This window comes from Streptomyces sp. NRRL F-4489, assembly GCF_001509485.1.
Lineage (GTDB): Bacteria > Actinomycetota > Actinomycetes > Streptomycetales > Streptomycetaceae > Streptomyces.
In genome coordinates, this window is sequence record NZ_LLZI01000020.1 from 1 (window position 1) to 17,922 (window position 17,922).

The 17,922-nt window shown below is 72.0% G+C and carries 10 protein-coding genes, 1 tRNA gene and 1 rRNA gene; 1 reads left to right on the forward strand and 11 read right to left on the reverse strand.

Features of this window, described 5'->3' with window-relative positions; translation table 11 throughout:
• Nucleotides 1–143: 143 nt before the first annotated feature.
• The 8 genes from ADL22_RS03565 to ADL22_RS03600 all read right to left on the reverse strand — a co-directional run bounded on the left by ADL22_RS03565 (nt 144) and on the right by ADL22_RS03600 (nt 13,868).
• Nucleotides 144–527, reverse strand: coding sequence for a helix-turn-helix domain-containing protein (locus tag ADL22_RS03565; protein WP_066973729.1), 384 nt, complete (start codon nt 525–527; stop codon nt 144–146).
• 94 nt (nt 528–621) lie between these two features.
• Entirely contained in the window at nt 622–1,158 is a 537-nt protein-coding gene (locus tag ADL22_RS03570; RefSeq protein WP_066973731.1) for a CinA family protein, read from the reverse strand.
• The gene (pgsA, locus tag ADL22_RS03575) at nt 1,155–1,805 is read right to left on the reverse strand and encodes a CDP-diacylglycerol--glycerol-3-phosphate 3-phosphatidyltransferase (protein WP_066973733.1); all 651 of its coding nucleotides are present in this window, start codon (nt 1,803–1,805) and stop codon (nt 1,155–1,157) included. The genes ADL22_RS03570 and pgsA overlap by 4 nt, the downstream gene beginning before the upstream one ends.
• The gene (gene rimO / locus ADL22_RS03580; RefSeq protein ID WP_066973735.1) at nt 1,802–3,322 is read right to left on the reverse strand and encodes a 30S ribosomal protein S12 methylthiotransferase RimO; all 1,521 of its coding nucleotides are present in this window, start codon (nt 3,320–3,322) and stop codon (nt 1,802–1,804) included. Before rimO ends, pgsA begins: the two co-directional genes overlap by 4 nt.
• 105 nt (nt 3,323–3,427) lie before the next feature.
• Nucleotides 3,428–4,264 carry a helix-turn-helix domain-containing protein gene (locus ADL22_RS03585; protein WP_066973737.1) on the reverse strand — a complete coding sequence of 279 codons (837 nt, stop codon included), beginning with the start codon at nt 4,262–4,264 and terminating at the stop codon, nt 3,428–3,430.
• A gap of 236 nt (nt 4,265–4,500) precedes the next feature.
• Nucleotides 4,501–7,344 carry a DNA translocase FtsK gene (locus ADL22_RS03590; protein WP_066973739.1) on the reverse strand — a complete coding sequence of 948 codons (2,844 nt, stop codon included), beginning with the start codon at nt 7,342–7,344 and terminating at the stop codon, nt 4,501–4,503.
• A gap of 110 nt (nt 7,345–7,454) precedes the next feature.
• Nucleotides 7,455–8,111, reverse strand: a complete 657-nt coding sequence (locus ADL22_RS03595) for a response regulator (RefSeq protein WP_066973741.1) — start codon at nt 8,109–8,111, stop codon at nt 7,455–7,457.
• Nucleotides 8,112–8,378: 267 nt separating this feature from the next.
• Entirely contained in the window at nt 8,379–13,868 is a 5,490-nt protein-coding gene (locus ADL22_RS03600; RefSeq protein ID WP_079063817.1) for a HAMP domain-containing protein, read from the reverse strand.
• Between the two features lie 259 nt (nt 13,869–14,127).
• On the opposite strand from ADL22_RS03600, the gene ADL22_RS03605 reads away from it, so the two are divergent.
• Nucleotides 14,128–16,788 carry a SpoIIE family protein phosphatase gene (locus ADL22_RS03605; protein WP_066973745.1) on the forward strand — a complete coding sequence of 887 codons (2,661 nt, stop codon included), beginning with the start codon at nt 14,128–14,130 and terminating at the stop codon, nt 16,786–16,788.
• A 113-nt stretch (nt 16,789–16,901) separates the two neighbouring features.
• Here the strand turns inward: ADL22_RS03605 and ADL22_RS03610 are convergent.
• The 3 genes from ADL22_RS03610 to rrf all read right to left on the reverse strand — a co-directional run.
• A tRNA-Thr gene (locus ADL22_RS03610) sits at nt 16,902–16,974 on the reverse strand.
• A 57-nt stretch (nt 16,975–17,031) separates the two neighbouring features.
• Nucleotides 17,032–17,709, reverse strand: coding sequence for a DegT/DnrJ/EryC1/StrS family aminotransferase (locus tag ADL22_RS03615; protein ID WP_066973747.1), 678 nt, complete (start codon nt 17,707–17,709; stop codon nt 17,032–17,034).
• Nucleotides 17,710–17,825: 116 nt separating this feature from the next.
• Nucleotides 17,826–17,922 (reverse strand): 5S ribosomal RNA (rrf, locus tag ADL22_RS03620); the annotation flags it as partial.

A 17,922-nucleotide genomic window follows, 5' to 3' on the forward strand; every position in this document is an offset into this window, starting at 1 on the left:
ACATCCGCACCCACCCCATACGACAACGTCGGCCTTCAAGACCACAACCAGGTCTTGAAGGCCGACGTCACGCCAGGCCCCGGATTAACCAACAGCATCGGGCTACACCCACCGGGGCTCTTGGTTCTACGGGACCGAAGTCTTCAGGCCGCGACGACATCCACGACGTCGGCCGGGGGCTTGATGGTCACACGCTCCTCCGGCACACCGGCCAGGGACGTGACGGACACCGAATTGAGCTTCGGCCGGACCGGTGCCGGCACCGTGTCGGTCGCGGCCGCGGACGCGGCCAGCTCGGCGAGCGCCAGCTCGTCGCTGACCTCCCGCATCAGCTCGGACATGCGCACATCCAGCGCGTCGCAGATCGCCGAGAGCAGCTCGGAGGACGCCTCCTTCTGGCCCCTCTCGACCTCGGACAAGTAGCCGAGCGACACCCGGGCGGAGGACGAGACCTCGCGCAGGGTGCGGCCTTGGCGCTGACGCTGTCGGCGCAGCACGTCACCCAGCAGGCGACGAAGCAGAATCATCGCTGGCTCCCTCCTCGGACCTCGGATGCGGATCCTTCTCGCCCCACCGTACCGCCTTGGGCCGCGGCCGTGCCGGGAGCGAGTACGTGTTCACTCAGGGCTGCAAACATCCCTTCCCCCCGTGTTGTTCCGTATCCTGTGCCCGCCCATTTTCCGTGAGTTCGCTCAGCAGCAGGGCCAGCACGGCGTCGACGGTGTCGCGGCGGATCCGCTCGCGGTCCCCCGCCAGCGCCAGCCGCCGGACCGCTCCGCGCCCCTCGGGCCCCTGGACGGCGACGTAGACGGTGCCCACCGGCTGCCCGTCCTGCGGGTCGGGCCCGGCCACGCCCGTGGTGGCGATGCCCCAGTCGGCGCCCAGCACCCGCCGCGCCCCGGCCGCCATCTGCCGCGCGACCTCGCCGTCCACCGCGCCCCGCGCGGCCAGCAGCGCGCCGTCCACCCCCAGCAGCTCCCGCTTGACGTCGGTGGCGTACGCGGTGACCGCGCCGCGCACCACCCGCGAGGCGCCGGGCACCGCGGTCAGCGCGCCGGCCACCAGTCCGCCGGTGAGCGATTCGGCCACCGCCAGGCTCTGCCGCCGCCCGGCGAGCGCGTCCAGCGCCCCGGCCGCCGCGGAACCCGGCCCGCTCATCGCGCCGCGTCCCGCCCGGTCCGCTCCGCCCGCTCCCGGGCCAGCCCGGCCCGGCGCAGCACCACGGCCTGCCGGACGTAGTCGAGCCCGGTCGCCACGGTCAGCGCGACCGCGACCGCCATCACCCACCAGCGGAAGGTGGCCAGCGGCCCGCTCAGCACCAGGACGTACATCCCCACGGCGGTGCCCTGCGCCAGTGTCTTGATCTTGCCGCCCCGGCTGGCCGGGATCACCCCGTGCTTGATCACCCAGAACCGCAGCAGCGTGATGCCCAGCTCCCGGAAGAGGATCACACCCGTGACCCACCAGGGCAGATCCCCCAGCACCGACAGGCAGATCAGCGCGGCGCCCATGATCGCCTTGTCCGCGATCGGGTCGGCGATCTTGCCGAAGTCGGTGACGAGGTTGTAGGTCCGCGCCAGATGCCCGTCGAAGACGTCGGTGATCATGGCGATGGCGAAGGCCGCCCAGGCGAACGACCGCCAGGCCGGGCTCGTGCCGCCGTCGTGCATCAGCAGCAGTACGAACGCCGGTACGAGCAGCAGCCGCAGCATCGTCAGGACGTTGGCGATGTTCCACAGCCCGGCCTGCCGGACGGCCGGCGCGGTGCGCGGCCCCCCGGCGGCGGAAGCCGAGGCTCCGCTCATCTGCCCGCCTCCTCGCCGCACTCCGGACCGTCCACGGACAGCACCTCCGCCACGAGGTCCACGCCCTCGCTCGCCACGACCTTTGCTTCGACCATACGTCCGGGCCGCAGGTCCTGGGCGGTCGTCAGCAGCGTGACCCCGTCGGTCTCCGGCGCCTGGTGCGCGGCCCGCCCGACGACGCCGTCGTCCTCGTCGTCGATCCGGTCCACCAGCACCCGGACGGTCTCCCCGACCCGCTCGGCGGCGCGCTGCGCGGTCAGCTCCTCGGCCAGCCGGGAGACCCGCGCCAGCCGGTCGGCGACCACCTCCGGGTCGAGCTTGCCGTCGTAGCCGGCGGCCTCGGTGCCGTCCTCGTCCGAGTACCCGAAGACGCCGATGGCATCCAGCCGGGCCTCGCCGAGGAAGCGTTCCAGTTCCGCCAGGTCGCTCTCGGTCTCCCCGGGGAAGCCGACGATGAAGTTGGAGCGGGCGCCGGCCTGCGGCGCCTTGGTGCGGATGGTCTCCAGCAGCTCCAGGAAGCGGTCGGTGTCGCCGAACCGCCGCATCGCGCGCAGCACCCCCGGCGCCGAGTGCTGGAACGACAGGTCGAAGTAGGGCGCGACCTTGTCCGTACCGGTCAGCACGTCGATCAGACCGGGCCGCATCTCGGCGGGCTGGAGGTAGCTAACCCGGATCCGCTCGATGCCGTCCACCGCGGCCAGCTCCGGCAGCAGCGTCTCCAGCAGCCGGATGTCGCCGAGGTCCTTGCCGTAGGAGGTGTTGTTCTCGGAGACCAGCATCACCTCCTTGACGCCCTGCTCGGCCAGCCAGCGGGTCTCGGCCAGCACGTCGGAGGGGCGGCGGGAGATGAACGAGCCGCGGAAGGACGGGATGGCGCAGAACGAGCAGCGCCGGTCGCAGCCGGAGGCCAGCTTCACCGAGGCGACCGGTTCGCTGCCCAGCCGGCGGCGCAGGGGCGCCCGCGGCCCGGAGGCCGGCGCGACGCCCTCGGGCAGGTCCTGCGGCGCGGCGGCCGGCTCGGCGGCGCCGGCCTGCGCGTGGCCGGGCAGCGCGACCCCGGCGGCGCCCTGCCGCTCGGCCGGGCTGATCGGCAGCAGCTTGCGCCGGTCGCGCGGGGTGTGCGCGGCGTGGATGCCGCCGCTGAGGATGGTCTGGAGCCGGTCGGAGATGTCGGCGTAGTCGTCGAAGCCGAGCACGCCGTCCGCCTCGGGCAGCGCCTCGGCCAGCTCCTTGCCGTAGCGCTCGGCCATGCAGCCGACCGCGACCACGGCCTGGGTGCGGCCGCCGCCCTCCTTGGCGGCGGCCTTGAGATCGTTGGCCTCCAGCAGGGCGTCGACGGAGTCCTTCTTGGCGGCCTCGACGAAACCGCAGGTGTTGACGACGGCCACATCCGCGTCGGCGGCGTCCTCGACGAGCTCCCAGCCGTCCGCTGCCAAGCGGCCTGCGAGCTCCTCCGAGTCCACCTCGTTACGGGCGCAGCCAAGGGTGACAAGGGCGACGGTACGGCGTTCGGGCATGGGGCTCAGCCTACTTCGTCCCGGAGACCCCCATGGCGCGCAGGTCCGCGCCGCCCGTCCCCGGGGCGGCGGGGCGGGCGGCGCGGACGTGCCGGGCGCGGGTCCTCAGCCCGCCTGCGGGTCTCCCGGCGTGTAGCTCAGCCGCTCCACCGAACCCTCGTCGCCGACCTTCTTGACCTCCTTGCCGTTGACGTACAGCTGTACGGCCCCGGCGTTGCCGACCACGAGGTCGATCCGCTTCTTGTCGGTGAACGTCTTGGACTCCCCCTGCTTGAGCAGCCCGTCCTGGAGGAGCTTGCCGCTGCCGTCCTTGGCGGAGATCCAGCTCTGCCCGTCCTTGGCGGTCACCTTGATCGTGACCTTGTCCTTGGGCAGGCCGGCGATGGCGCTGTCGGAGGGCGCCGGCCGCGGGGGCTGGGGGGCGCGCGGGTGGATGGTGCGGGCCGGGGCGGGCTTGTCGGCCTTGGCGGTGTCGGCGGCGACCGGACTGCCCTGGTGCTTGGCGCCGCTGCTGAAGAAGGTGAAGCCGGCGAAGCCGACGACCACGACGATCGCCGCGACCATCGCGGCGGTCCAGTTCGGGCGGCGCGGTTCGGACCGGATCCGCTCCGCCTCGAAGAGCGGCGCGGCGACGGTCGGGGTGGGCCGGCCGCCGTGTTCGGCGTCGTAGCGGGCGACCAGCGGCCCGGGGTCGAGGGAGACGGCGCGGGCGAGCGCTCTGAGGTGTCCGCGCGCGTAGACGTCGCCGCCGCAGCGCGAGAAGTCGTCCTGCTCGATCGCGTGCACGAGGGGGATCCGCACCCGCGTCGCCGTACTGACCTCTTCGACGGTCAGTCCCGCGGCGATCCGGGCCTGCTGGAGGACGCGGCCGAGCGAGGGAGGCTCCGGGCCGGCGGAAGGCCGGTCCGCTTCGGGGGAGTTGGGGGAGTTGCCGATGGACACGGGGGCGCCTTTCGAGCGTGTAGCCACCTGCTGGAAGTTCAGTCTAGGGGTGTTGCGAAAGGGTCGGGCAAGCGGGAGAGCGGGGTTTGTACGCCATCGGAACGCCATCGGAACGCCCCGCGGCGCCGCCCCGGGGCGCGCGCACCGCGGCGCCCTGATCCGCTCCCCTCAACTTGACGTACCGCCAAGGGAAACGGTTGCCCTCCCGCACGGACGAGGGAGCCCGTACGTGCGTGCTACTGGGTAGCCTCCCCCCGGATCACCGCCAGCACTCCGTCCAATTCGTCCGGCTTCACCAGGACGTCGCGCGCCTTGGAGCCCTCGCTCGGCCCGACGATGTCCCGCGACTCCATCAGGTCCATCAGCCGGCCGGCCTTGGCGAACCCCACCCGCAGCTTCCGCTGGAGCATCGACGTCGACCCGAACTGCGTCGAGACCACCAGCTCCGCCGCCTGGCACAGCAGGTCGAGGTCGTCGCCGATGTCCTCGTCGATCTCCTTCTTCTGCTTGCCGCCGACGGTGACGTCGTCCCGGAAGACCGGCGCCATCTGGTCCTTGCAGTGCTGGACGACGGCGGCCACCTCGTCCTCGGTGACGAACGCGCCCTGCATCCGGACCGGCTTGTTCGCGCCCATCGGCAGGAACAGCCCGTCGCCCTTGCCGATCAGCTTCTCGGCGCCCGGCTGGTCGAGGATGACCCGGCTGTCGGCCAGCGAGGACGTCGCGAACGCCAGCCGGGACGGCACATTGGCCTTGATCAGGCCGGTGACCACGTCGACCGAGGGGCGCTGGGTCGCCAGCACCAGGTGGATGCCGGCCGCGCGGGCCAGCTGCGTGATCCGCACGATGGCGTCCTCGACGTCCCGCGGCGCCACCATCATCAGGTCCGCCAGCTCGTCGACGATCACGAGCAGGTACGGGTAGGGCGACAGCTCCCGCTCGCTGCCCTCGGGGGTCTTCAGCTTGCCGGAGCGGATCGCGGCGTTGAAGTCGTCGATATGGCGGTAGCCGAACGCCGCGAGGTCGTCGTAGCGCAGGTCCATCTCGCGCACCACCCACTGGAGCGCCTCGGCGGCCCGCTTGGGGTTGGTGATGATCGGCGTGATCAGGTGCGGAATGCCCTCGTAGGCGGTCAGCTCGACCCGCTTGGGGTCGACCAGCACCATCCGGACGTCCTCGGGGGTGGCCCGCATCATGATCGAGGTGATCAGGCAGTTGATGCAGGACGACTTGCCGGAGCCGGTGGCGCCGGCGACGAGGATGTGCGGCATCTTCGCCATGTTGGCCATCACATAGCCGCCCTCGACGTCCTTGCCGAGCGCGACCAGCATCGGGTGGTCGTCCTCGGCGGCGTCCGCCAGCCGCAGCACGTCGCCGACGTTGACCATCTCGCGGTCGGTGTTGGGGATCTCGATGCCGACCGCGGACTTGCCCGGGATCGGCGAGATGATCCGCACGTCCGGGGAGGCCACCGCGTACGCGATGTTCTTGGCCAGCGCGGTGATCTTCTCGACCTTCACCGCCGGGCCCAGCTCGACCTCGTAGCGGGTGACCGTCGGGCCGCGGGTGAAGCCGGTGACCGCCGCGTCCACCTTGAACTCGGTGAAGACGGTGGTCAGCGCGTGCACTATGGCGTCGTTGGCGGCGCTGCGGGCCTTGCCGGGGCCGCCGCGGGTGAGCAGGTCCAGCGACGGCAGGGCGTAGGTGATGTCGCCGGACAGCTGGAGCTGCTCGGCGCGCGGCGGCAGCTCGCCGGACGGCTCGGGCGCCGCCTTGGTGAGGTCGGGCACCGCGCTCTTGGTGAGGTCCGGCACCGGCCCGGAGCCTCCGGTCCTGCCGCCCTTCCCGGCCGTCCCGGTCTTTTCTGCGGGCGGCTCGGCGCCCCGGGCCGGCGGCACCGCGCCGCTCTCCGCCCCGGGCTCCGCCCCGGTGCCCGCCCCGCGGTCCCGCCGCTCCCCGGTGATGGCGCCGCTCAGCTCGGCGACCAGCGGCGAGGGCTGGACGCCGTGCAGCACCGCGCCGTCCAGCGCGGCGGCGGCCGCGGCCGCCACGTCCACCGCGTCCATCGGCCGGTCCGCGGACTGCCCGGCGGCCCGGCGCGGCCGGCGCCGCTTGCCGAGCGCGGCCTCCTCCAGCACGGCGGCCTCCGCCGGCACGTCCGGATCGCGCTCCACCGGGACGGGCGCACGCCGCGGTCTGCGCGCCGGCTCCTCACGCCACTCCGCGCCGTACGCGTCCTCGTCGTACGGATCGCGGTCGGCGGTCTCCAGCAGGCCCAGCCGCGCGCCCAGCGCCCGCAGCCGCTGCGGGATGGCGTTGACCGGCGTCGCGGTCACCACCAGCAGCCCGAAAACGGTCAGCAGCACCAGCAGCGCCACCGCCAGGGTCTGCCCGACGGTGAAGATCAGCGGCTTGGACACCGCCCAGCCCACATACCCGCCGGCGTCCTGTATGGCGGCGAGCCCGTCCCCGCGCCCCGGGGAGCCGCAGGCCATCGCCACCTGCCCGAGCACGCCGATCACCAGCGCGGACAGCCCGATGAGGATCCGGCCGTTGGCCTCCGGCCGCTCCGGGTGGCGGATCAGCCGGACCGCGATCCCGCCGAGCAGGATCGGCACGACCAGGTCCAGCCGCCCGAACGCGCCGGTGACCAGCAGTTCGACGAGGTTGCCGACCGGCCCGGAGAGGTTGGACCAGGTGCCGGCCGCGACGACCAGCGCCAGGCCGAGCAGCAGCAGCGCCAGCCCGTCCTTGCGGTGCGCCGGGTCGAGGTTCTTCGCGCCCCGGCCGAAACCGCGGAACACCGCCCCGATGGCGTGCGCGGCACCGAGCCAGCAGGCGCGCACCAGGCGGTAGACCCCGCCGGTCGGCGACGGCGCCGGCTTCGGCGCGGCGGGCTTCCTGGCGGGCGCCTTCTTCGCCGGGGCCTTGCGCGCGGGCGCGGCCTTCCCGGCCGGGGCTCTGCGCGCGGGCGCCTTCTTCGCCGCGGTCTTCTTCGCGGCGCCCCCGGACTGTCCGGCGCGCGGCTTGGCGGGGCCTGCCGTGCGCTGGGTTCCCTTGCCGGACGTACGTGAGGCCATGGCGACGAGATTACAGGCGCCGGAGCGCACGGGACGAGCGCACGGCGCTTCACCCATTCGTGTCGCGCGCCGGGCGCGTGAAAGGCCGTCAGACGGCTCCGGACGCGCCGTCAGGCGGTCGGCGCCCCGGCCCCCGGCTCCAGCGCGTCCAGGGCCCGCCGCAGGCCCGTGAGCTTGCGCTCCAGGTGCGCGGCGGTCGCCACCGCCGCGGCGTCCGCCGACTCGTCCAGCTGCTTGGACAGCGCCTCGGCCTGCTCCTCGACCGCGGCCAGCCGCGCCGACAGCTCGGCCAGCAGCCCGGCGGACTCCTTGTCACCGACGCTCTGCCGGCCGCCGTCCAGCTGGAGCCGCAGCAGCGAAGCCTGCTCGCGCAGCTGGCAGTTCTTCATGTACAGATCCACGAAGACCGAGACCTTGGCGCGCAGCACCCACGGGTCGAACGGCTTGGAGATGTAGTCGACCGCGCCGGCCGCGTAGCCGCGGAAGGTGTGGTGCGGGCCGTGGTTGATGGCGGTGAGGAAGATGATCGGGATGTCGCGGGTGCGCTCCCGCCGCTTGATGTGCGCGGCGGTCTCGAAGCCGTCCATCCCCGGCATCTGCACGTCGAGCAGAATCACCGCGAAGTCGTCGGTGAGCAGTGCTTTGAGCGCTTCCTCCCCGGACGATGCCCGCACCAGTGTCTGATCGAGCGCGGAGAGGATCGCCTCCAGCGCCAGCAGATTCTCCGGCCGGTCATCGACCAGGAGGATCTTGGCCTTCTGCACCATGGCCCGTCCTCCTCGCCCCGGCATGGAACCGGACGCCGCCCCAGGGGACGACTCCGTCACGCCGCCCGTCCTTGTGCCGGTCATGGTAGCTGCACCCCGCCTGTCGCCACACCCTGTCACCGCGATGTCACTGTGCACGTAGCGGAAACGCGGGGCGGGCCGGGAAGGTTCCCCGCGCCCCGCGGTCCCACACGTTCACGGCCGCGCTCCGTCAGCACGCGATGATCCTCTTCCGCCGTCCATGGTGGACCCCCACCCGACGGTCCGTCACCTCTGACGCATCCAGTGCTCCATCACCGACAGCAGATGATCGGTGTCCACCGGCTTGGTCACGTAGTCCGACGCCCCGGAGTCGATGCTCTTCTCCCGGTCGCCCTTCATGGCCTTCGCGGTCAGCGCGATGATCGGCAGCCCGGCGAACTGCGGCATCCGCCGGATCGCCGCGGTCGTCGCGTAGCCGTCCATCTCGGGCATCATGATGTCCATCAGGACCAGCACGATATCGTCGTGCTGCTCCAGCACCTCGATGCCCTCCCGGCCGTTCTCCGCGTACAGCACCGACAGGCCGTGCTGCTCCAGGACGCTGGTCAGCGCGAAGACGTTGCGGATGTCGTCGTCGACGATCAGCACCTTCTCGCCGTGGAAGCCGCCCTCGAAGCCCGGGTCGACGAGGTCCTGCCCGTTGCCGAGCCAGGACTCCTCCGGCTGCTGCCCCGGCTGCGGACCCGCCGCCGGGGCCGGCTGCGGTGCCCCGGCCGACGGCTGCCCGGGCAGCGCCGCCCGCCGCTGCCCGCCGGCCACCGCCCGCCGCCGGCGCCGGCTCAGCCCGCCCGCGCCCCGCTCCCGCGGCGGCTCCTCGCCCTGCCGGCCGTCCTCGGTCTCCCGCGCCTCGGCGTCCATCGCCAGCCCGCCGGCCACCAGCTGCGGGTAGCCCTGCGGCGGCAGCCCGCCGGGGTTGTGCGGGAGGTAGAGCGTGAACGTCGACCCGCGGTTGGGCTCGCTCTGGACGTGGATCTCACCGCCCAGCAGCCGCGCGATCTCCCGGCTGATGGACAGGCCCAGACCCGTGCCGCCGTACTTGCGGCTGGTGGTCCCGTCCGCCTGCTTGAACGCCTCGAAGATCACCCGCATCTTGCTCGGCGCGATGCCGATACCGGTGTCGGTCACCGAGAACGCGATCATCTCGGCGTCCGGGTCGCGCAGCGAACCGTGCTCCAGCAGCTGCTCCCGGATCGCCACCGGCACGTCCTCGCCGGCCGGCCGGATCACCAGCTCCACCGCGCCGCTGTCGGTGAACTTCACCGCGTTGGACAGGAGGTTGCGCAGCACCTGCAGCAGCCGCTGCTCGTCGGTGTGCAGCGTCGCCGGCAGCTCCGGCGAGACCCGGACCGAGAAGTCCAGGCCCTTCTCCGCCGTCAGCGGCCGGAACGTCGCCTCGACGTAGTCGACCAGCTGCACCAGCGCGATCCGCGTCGGCGAGACGTCCATCTTGCCGGCCTCGACCTTCGACAGGTCGAGGATGTCGTTGATCAGCTGGAGCAGGTCGGAGCCGGCGCCGTGGATGGTCTCGGCGAACTCCACCTGCTTCGGGGAGAGGTTCCCCTCCGCGTTGTCGGCCAGCAGCTTGGCCAGGATCAGCAGGGAGTTCAGCGGCGTGCGCAGCTCGTGCGACATGTTCGCCAGGAACTCCGACTTGTAGCGCATGGAGACCGCGAGCTGCTCGGCCCGCTCCTCCAGCACCTGCCGCGCCTCCTCGATCTCGGTGTTCTTCACCTCGATGTCGCGGTTCTGCGCCCGCAGCTGCTCGGCCTTCTCCTCCAGTTCGGAGTTGGACAGCTCCAGCGCCTTCTGCCGGCTCTCCAACTCCGCGGAGCGCTCCCGCAGTTGCTCGGTCAGCTCCTGCGACTGCTTGAGCAGCACCTCGGTCTTGGTGTTCACCGAGATGGTGTTGACGCTGGTCGCGATCATCTCCGCGATCTGGTTGAGGAAGTCCTTCTGGATCTGCGTGAACGGCTGGAACGACGCCAGTTCGATCACACCGAGCACCTTGTCCTCGAACAGCACCGGCAGCACGATGATGTTGGCCGGCGGCGCCTCCCCCAGCCCCGAGGCGATCTTGAGGTAGCCGGACGGCACGTTCTCCACCAGGATCGTCCGGCCCTCCTCGGCCGCCGTCCCGATCAGCGTCTCCCCCGGCTTGAACGCCGTCGGCATCCCGCCCATCGCGTAGCCGTACGACCCCATCAGCCGCAGCTCGTAGCCGCCGTCGCCGCCCGTGCCCAGCTCCTGGTCCTCCGGGCGCGCGGCCAGGAAGAACGCGCCGTGCTGCGCGGAGACCGCGGGCGACAGCTCGCTCATGATGAGCGTCGCCACGTCCTTGAGATCGCGGCGGCCCTGCATCAGACCGGAGATCCGGGCGAGGTTGCCCTTGAGCCAGTCCTGCTCCTCGTTGGCGAGGGTGGTCTCCCGGAGCGTGGAGATCATGGTGTTGATGTTGTCCTGGAGCTCCAGGATCTCGCCGGCCGCGTCCACGTCGATCCGGACGTTGTGGTCGCCCAGCGTCACCGCCGCGGCGACGGCCGCGATGGCGCGCACCTGCCGGGTGAGGTTCCCGGCCATCTCGTTCACCGACTCCGTCAGGTCCTTCCAGGTGCCGGCCACGCCGCGCACCTGCGCCTGACCGCCCAGCTGGCCCTCCGTCCCCACCTCGCGGGCCACCCTGGTGACCTGCTCGGCGAACGACGACAGCTGGTCGACCATCGTGTTGATGGTGGTCTTCAGCGCCAGGATCTCGCCCCGCGCGTCGATGTCGATCTTCTTGGTGAGGTCGCCCTTGGCGATCGCGGTGGTGACCATGGCGATGTTGCGGACCTGGCCGGTGAGGTTGTTGGCCATGGAGTTCACCGACTCGGTGAGGTCCTTCCACGTCCCGGCGACGCCGGGCACCCGGGCCTGGCCGCCCAGGATGCCGTCGGTGCCCACCTCGCGGGCCACCCGCGTCACCTCGTCAGCGAACGACGAGAGCGTGGTCACCATGGTGTTGACGGTGTCGGCGAGCTGCGCGACCTCGCCGCGCGCCTCGACCGTCACCTTCTTCGTCAGGTCGCCGTTGGCCACCGCCGCCGAGACCTGGGAGATGTTCCGCACCTGGATGGTCAGGTTGTTGGCCATCAGGTTGACGTTGTCGCTGAGGTCCTTCCAGATGCCGGTGACGCCCGGCACCCGTGCCTGGCCGCCGAGCTGGCCCTCCGTACCGACCTCGCGCGCCACCCGCGTCACCTGCTCAGCGAACAGCGACAGCTGGTCGACCATGGTGTTCACGGTCGTGACCAGTTCGAGGATCTCGCCCTTGGCGTCGACGGTGATCTTCTTGGACAGGTCGCCGCGGGCCACCGCGGTCGTCACCTCGCCGATGTTGCGCACCTGCGAGGTGAGGTTGTTCGCCATGAAGTTGACGGACTGGGTGAGGTCCTTCCACGTCCCGCTGACGCCCTGGACCTCGGCCTGGCCGCCCAGGATGCCCTCGGTGCCGACCTCGCGGGCGACCCGGGTGACCTCCTCGGCGAACGACGAGAGCTGGTCCACCATCGTGTTGAGGGTGTTCTTCAGCTCCAGGATCTCGCCCCGGGCGTCCACGTCGATCTTCTGCGAGAGGTCACCGCGCGCCACCGCCGTCGCGACCTGCGCGATATTGCGGACCTGCGCGGTGAGGTTGCCGGCCATGCCGTTCACCGAGTCGGTCAGATCGCGCCAGACCCCGGCCACGCCCGGCACCTGCGCCTGGCCGCCCAGCCGGCCTTCCGTACCGACCTCCCGGGCCACCCGGGTCACCTGCTCGGCGAAGGCCGACAGCTGATCGACCATCGTGTTGATGGTGTTCTTCAGCTCCAGGATCTCGCCGCGCGCGTCCACGTCGATCTTCTGCGACAGGTCGCCGCGCGCCACCGCCGTCGTCACCTGCGCGATCTGCCGCACCTGCGAAGTGAGGTTCCCCGCCATGAAGTTGACGGAGTCGGTCAGCTCCTTCCACGTACCGCTGACGCCGTCCACCCGGGCCTGACCGCCGAGCCGGCCCTCGGTGCCCACGTCCCGCGCCATCCGCGTCACCTGGTCCGCGAACGACGACAGCTGGTCCACCATGGTGTTCACGGTGTTCTTCAGCTGGAGCATCTCGCCGGAGACGTCGACCGTGACCTTCTGCGACAGATCGCCGTTCGCCACCGCGGTGGTCACCTGCGCGATGTTGCGCACCTGCCCGGTGAGGTTGCGGAACGCCGTGTTGACGGAGTCCGTCAGGTCCTTCCAGGTGCCGGCCGCGCCCGGTACCGCGGCCTGGCCGCCCAGTTCGCCCTCGACGCCGATCTCCCGCGCCACCCGCGTCACTTCGGAGCCGAACGCGGAGAGCTGGTCCACCATCGTGTTGACGGTGTTCTTCAACTCCAGCATCTCACCGGCCACATCGACGGTGACCTTCTGCGACAGATCGCCGTTGGCGACCGCCGTCGTCACCTGCGCGATGTCCCGGACCTGCCCGGTGAGGTTGCGGAAGGCGTTGTTCACCGAGTCGGTGAGGTCCTTCCACGTCCCGGCCGCGCCCGGCACCTGCGCCTGCCCGCCGAGCTGCCCCTCGGCCCCGACCTCGTTCGCCACCCGCGTCACCTCGTCGGCGAAGGTGCGCAGCGTCTCGGTCATGGTGTTGATGGTGTCGGCCAGCTGCGCCACCTCGCCGCGCGCGCTGACCGTCACCTTCTGCGACAGGTCGCCGTTCGCCACCGCCGTGGTGACCTGCGCGATCCCCCGCACCTGCGCGGTCAGATTGCCCGCCATGAGGTTGACGGAGTCGGTCAGGTCCTTCCACACCCCGGCCACGCCGGGCACCTGCGCCTGGCCGCCCAGCTCGCCCTCGGTGCCGACCTCCCGCGCGACCCGCGTCACCTCGGAGGCGAACGAGGACAGCTGGTCCACCATCGTGTTGACGGTGTTCTTCAGCTCCAGCATCTCGCCGGCGACATGGACGGTCACCTTCCGCGACAGATCGCCCTTGGCGACCGCCGTGGTGACCAGCGCGATGTCCCGCACCTGCGCGGTCAGCCGGGACGCCATGGTGTTGACGGAGTCCGTCAGGTCCTTCCACGAACCCGACATCCCGCGCACCCGCGCCTGCCCGCCGAGCTTGCCCTCCGTACCGACCTCGCTGGCCACCCGCGTGACCTCGTCGGTGAACGCCGAGAGCTGGTCCACCAGCCCGTTCACCGTCCGGCCGACCTTCAGGAACTCCCCGCGCAGGGGATGCTCCGAAGAGCTGTCCGAGCTGCGCGACCGCAGATCCATCCGCTGCTCCAGGTCACCCTCGGAGACGGCGGACAGCACCCGCCCGACCTCGGAGACCGGCCGCACCAGATCGTCGACCAGGGCGTTGGACGCCTCGATCGCCGCGGCCCAGGAGCCCTCGGCGGCCCCGACCTCCAGCCGCTCGGTGAGTTTTCCCTCACGTCCGACGACCCGGCGCACCCGCGCCAGCTCCCCGGTCAGATGCAGATTGCGGTCGGCGACCTCGTTGAAGACCGCCGCGATCTCCGACATCACGCCTTCGCCGGAAACCGTCAGCCGCTTGCGGAAGTTTCCGTCCCGCATGGCCACGAGCGCGGCGAGGAGGCGGTTCAGCGCCGCCGTGTCCACCTCGGTCGTCCCGTTACCGCGGGCTCGTCCGCCTTTCGCGCGCGTGCTTGCGCCCCGCGCCGCTGCGCCAGACTCCACCGTGTCCCTCCCGCAGGGTCGACCGTTCTCACCGGGCTCTCTCTTCATGCTTGCCCAGTGTTTCACCATGGCCCAACCAGGCCATAACAGTTCGGCAGCATCGCACACCGTCCCGCTGCACGATTGGGGCGAAAGACACGTGACCGGCATCCCCGGGCCCGGTGAAGGTAAGTAACCTGGCATACGGCTGTCCATCCGCCCCTGTTTCCCTACGGGCGATGGTGCGAGCACGACAGGTATTCGGAGGGGCACCGCGACCATGGGGGAGCAGATCACCGACACACGCATGAGGAGACCAGTGATCACCGCGCGGGCCGCCGCCACCTTCGAGCCGGTCGGGCGCTCGGTCGCCACTGCCCGTGCTTTCGTCCGGGACACCCTCCAGGGCTGGGGCCACTCCGACATCGTCGACGACGCCGTCGTGCTCACCAGCGAACTGGTCACCAACGCCGTGGTCCACGCCGGCACCGCCGCCGACGTGCTCTGCCTGCGCACCGACGGCGGCGTCCGGATCTCCGTCGCCGACCGCTACCCCGAGCGCGAGATCCCCCTCCAGAACACCGGCCAGGCCATGGTCCACCCCGACCGCGAGGGCGGCCGCGGCCTGCTGCTGTGCGGCGCGCTGGCCTCCCGCTGGGGCGTGGAGTACACCACCGACCGCAAACGCGTCTGGTTCCACCTCGACCTCCCCGACCGCCCGGCCGGCACCCGCGCGGCCGGCCCCGCGCTCCCCGTGGACGCCCTCCCGGTCGCCGACACCCGGGTCCGGGTCGCGGTGATCCAGATCGACCGCGGCGGCTGCGTCACGTTCTGGAACGACGACGCCGCCGACCTCTTCGGCTACGACCCCGAGCAGGTGATCGGCAAGCCGCTCAGCGACTTCGCCGCCTGGCCGCACACCCCCGGCACCGGCACCGGCATCGCCGAGGCGCTCCAGCTCTCCCGCTGGGAGGGGTCCTACGGCATAAGGGACGCCGGCGGCCGGGTCGTCCCCGTCTACGCCTCCCACCTGCGGGTCCGCGACGCCGACGGCGAGGCGTCCACCGTCTGCCTCCTGGTCCGCGACCACGAGCGCGCCATCCTCCAGAGCCCCCAGCGGCAGCCGTCCACCGAGACCGCCGGCACCGCCGAGGGCCGCCCCGCCGACCCGTTCGAGGTCTTCATCGGCTCCCCCGCCCCCGACGACCTCGACGGCCTCCTCCAGCGCACGGTCGAACGCGCCCGCGACATGCTCGACGGCGACGCCGCCTACCTCCTCCTGGCCACCGACGACGAGACCGAGCTGGAGGTCCGCGCCTCCACCGGCCTGCCCTCCGCCCGCCAGCGCTTCGCCCGGGTCCCGGTCGAGGCCGGCTCCGGCCGCTACGGCTCCGCCCGGATGCCCGCCGTCCACGAAGACCTCACCGCCGTCCCCGGCGCCGTCCCGCTCCTCGCCGGGACGGGCATGCGCTCGGTCGTCACCGTCCCGCTCAAGGTCGAGGGCCGCCTCACCGGCTCGCTCGGCGTCGCCGCCGAGAGCCCCGGCCGCTACACCAACGAGGAGGCTTTGCGCCTCCAGTTCGCCGCCGACCGCATCGCGCTGGCCGTCGAACGGGCCCGCCTGACCGAGCTGGAGAAGCTCCGCCGCGGCTCGCTCTCCTTCCTCGTCGAGGCGTCCGACCTCCTGGCCGGCACCCTCGACCGCGACCAGACCCTGGCCCTGATGGCCCAGATGACGGTCCCCACCCTCGCCACCTGGTGCGCCGTCTACACCGTCGCCGACCAGACCTCCGAGCCCGAGCTGTCCTACGTCCTGCACGAGGACGAGGACCGCATCGACGGCCTGAAGACCCTGCTGCGCAAGGTCCCCCCGCCCGAGCCGGACCCGACCCCCGGCGCCCGCGTCTGGACCGCCCCCGCCGACGCCGCCCACGACGCCGCGCTCCGCACCTCCCTGCGCAGCCTCGGCCTGGAGGAGTCCGCCCGTCCCTCTCGGGGCCCGGGCGCCACCCTCGCCACCGCCGCCGCGGTCGGCGGCGAGACCGTCGTACTGCCCCTGGTGGCCCGCAACCGCGTCATCGGCATGCTGACCCTCGGCAAGCCCACCGAGGAGCACTTCCGCCAGGAGATCCTGGAGCTGGCCGAGGACCTCTCCCGCCGCGCCGCCCTGGCCCTGGACAACGCCCGCCTCTACAGCGAGCGCACGGCCATCAGCCAGTCCCTCCAGCGCAGCCTGCTGCCCCCGGAGCTGCCCGACATCCCCGGCGTCGAGGTCGAGGTCATCTACCGCGCCGCCGGCGAGGGCAACGAGGTCGGCGGCGACTTCTACGACCTCTTCCCGATCCGCGACGGCGCCTACGGCTTCGCCATCGGCGACGTCTGCGGTACGGGCCCGGAGGCCGCCGCGGTCACCGGCCTCGCCCGGCACGCGCTGCGCCTGCTCGCCCGCGAGGGCTTCGGCGGCCCCGCCGTCCTGGAGCGTCTGAACGCCGCGATCCTCGACGAGGGCGCCCGCAGCCGCTTCCTGACGCTCCTTTACGGCGAACTGTGGCCGCAGGAGGACGGCAGCGCGGTCCTGAAGGTGGTCTGCGCCGGCCACCCCCTCCCGCTCCGCCTCCGCCAGGACGGCTCCGTCGAGCCGGCCGCCGAACCCCAGCCCCTCCTCGGCGTCATGGACGACCTCGAGCTCTACGAGCAGACCGTCACCCTCGACCCGGGCGACGTCCTGCTGTGCGTCACCGACGGCGTCACCGAACGCCGCGAGGGCACCCGCATGCTCGGCGACGACGGCCTCTCCGACGTCCTGACGACGTGTACGGGCCTGACCGCCGGCGCGGTCGCCGCCCGCGTGCTGCGCGCCGTGGAGCGCTTCGCCGCCGAACCGGCCTCCGACGACATGGCGATCCTCGCCCTCCGCGTCCCCGAATTCCCCGCCGCCTGACCTTTTACGGGCCGGGCGGCACCCGCCGTCCGGCCCGTACCCCGCATTTCCCGCACACCCCGCACACGAAAAAGTCCCCCACCGAAACCCGGCGGGGGACTTTCCCTTATCTGAGCCCCAATACGGAATCGAACCGTAGACCTTCTCCTTACCATGGAGACGCTCTGCCGACTGAGCTATTGGGGCCGGCAACGAGATAAATAGTACCCCACTTCCGCGCCCGTTCCGAATCGGCCCGCGCGCCTAGAACGCCGGCTGCAGCAATCCCCCCAGCGCATTGCAGGCCCCCGCCATCCGCTGCACCTCACGCCGCGTCATCCCGGCCTCCAGCGGCAGCGCCAGCGTCTCGTCCACCGCCCGCTCGGTCTCCGGCAGGAACACCTCCCGCCGCAGCCCCGGCATCCGGTACACCGGCGCCCGCACCGGCACCGCACAGCCGATCCCCTTGCCCCGCAAGGCCCGTGCGAACGCGTCCCGGTCCGGCCGCCCGTTCCCCGGCACCCGCACCACATACCGCTCGTAGCGGTGCCCTGCGGCCGGCTCCGGCGTCCGTACGCCGCTCAGCCGCCCGTCGAGGTACCGGGCGTGCTCCCGCCGCTCCCCGGCCTCCTCCGGCCGCGCCCCCGGCTCGTCCTCGGCCAGCACCAACAGCCCGTACCGCAGCGCCACTTCGCCGAGCCGCACCAGGTCCGCCGGCCGCCCGAACCGGTGCACCGCGACCACCGCGGCGGTCCGCCCCGTCACCACGGCCGCCACCGCCTCCGGGTCCAGGCAGTAGCTGGCGGCGTCCACCTCGGCGAACACCGGTATCGCCCCCAACTCCGCGACGGCCCGGGCGAGTTCGGCGTTGCCGAAGGCCGGCACCACCACCTCGTCACCCGCGCGGACACCGGCCGACCTGAGCGTTCCCACTGTCCCCATGCCGCGGAGCCTGTCCAGCCCAGTTGAACGCGACGTTACGCCCGGCACCGCGCGCACCAAACAAAAAAGCTCCGGCTCCTGAACCTCAAGGATTCAGGAGCCGGAGCTCACAATTTGTTCGGCGGCGTCCTACTCTCCCACAGGGTCCCCCCTGCAGTACCATCGGCGCTGAAAGGCTTAGCTTCCGGGTTCGGAATGTAACCGGGCGTTTCC

Excerpts from the sequence above, each read along its gene's own strand:
- ADL22_RS03565 (WP_066973729.1), bottom strand. The coding sequence starts at position 527 with ATGATTCTGCTTCGTCGCCTGCTGGGTGACGTGCTGCGCCGACAGCGT.
- ADL22_RS03570 (WP_066973731.1), bottom strand. The coding sequence starts at position 1,158 with ATGAGCGGGCCGGGTTCCGCGGCGGCCGGGGCGCTGGACGCGCTCGCC.
- pgsA (WP_066973733.1), bottom strand. The coding sequence starts at position 1,805 with ATGAGCGGAGCCTCGGCTTCCGCCGCCGGGGGGCCGCGCACCGCGCCG.
- rimO (WP_066973735.1), bottom strand. The coding sequence starts at position 3,322 with ATGCCCGAACGCCGTACCGTCGCCCTTGTCACCCTTGGCTGCGCCCGT.
- ADL22_RS03590 (WP_066973739.1), bottom strand. The coding sequence starts at position 7,344 with ATGGCCTCACGTACGTCCGGCAAGGGAACCCAGCGCACGGCAGGCCCC.
- ADL22_RS03595 (WP_066973741.1), bottom strand. The coding sequence starts at position 8,111 with ATGGTGCAGAAGGCCAAGATCCTCCTGGTCGATGACCGGCCGGAGAAT.
- ADL22_RS03605 (WP_066973745.1), top strand. The coding sequence starts at position 14,128 with ATGGGGGAGCAGATCACCGACACACGCATGAGGAGACCAGTGATCACC.
- ADL22_RS03615 (WP_066973747.1), bottom strand. The coding sequence starts at position 17,709 with ATGGGGACAGTGGGAACGCTCAGGTCGGCCGGTGTCCGCGCGGGTGAC.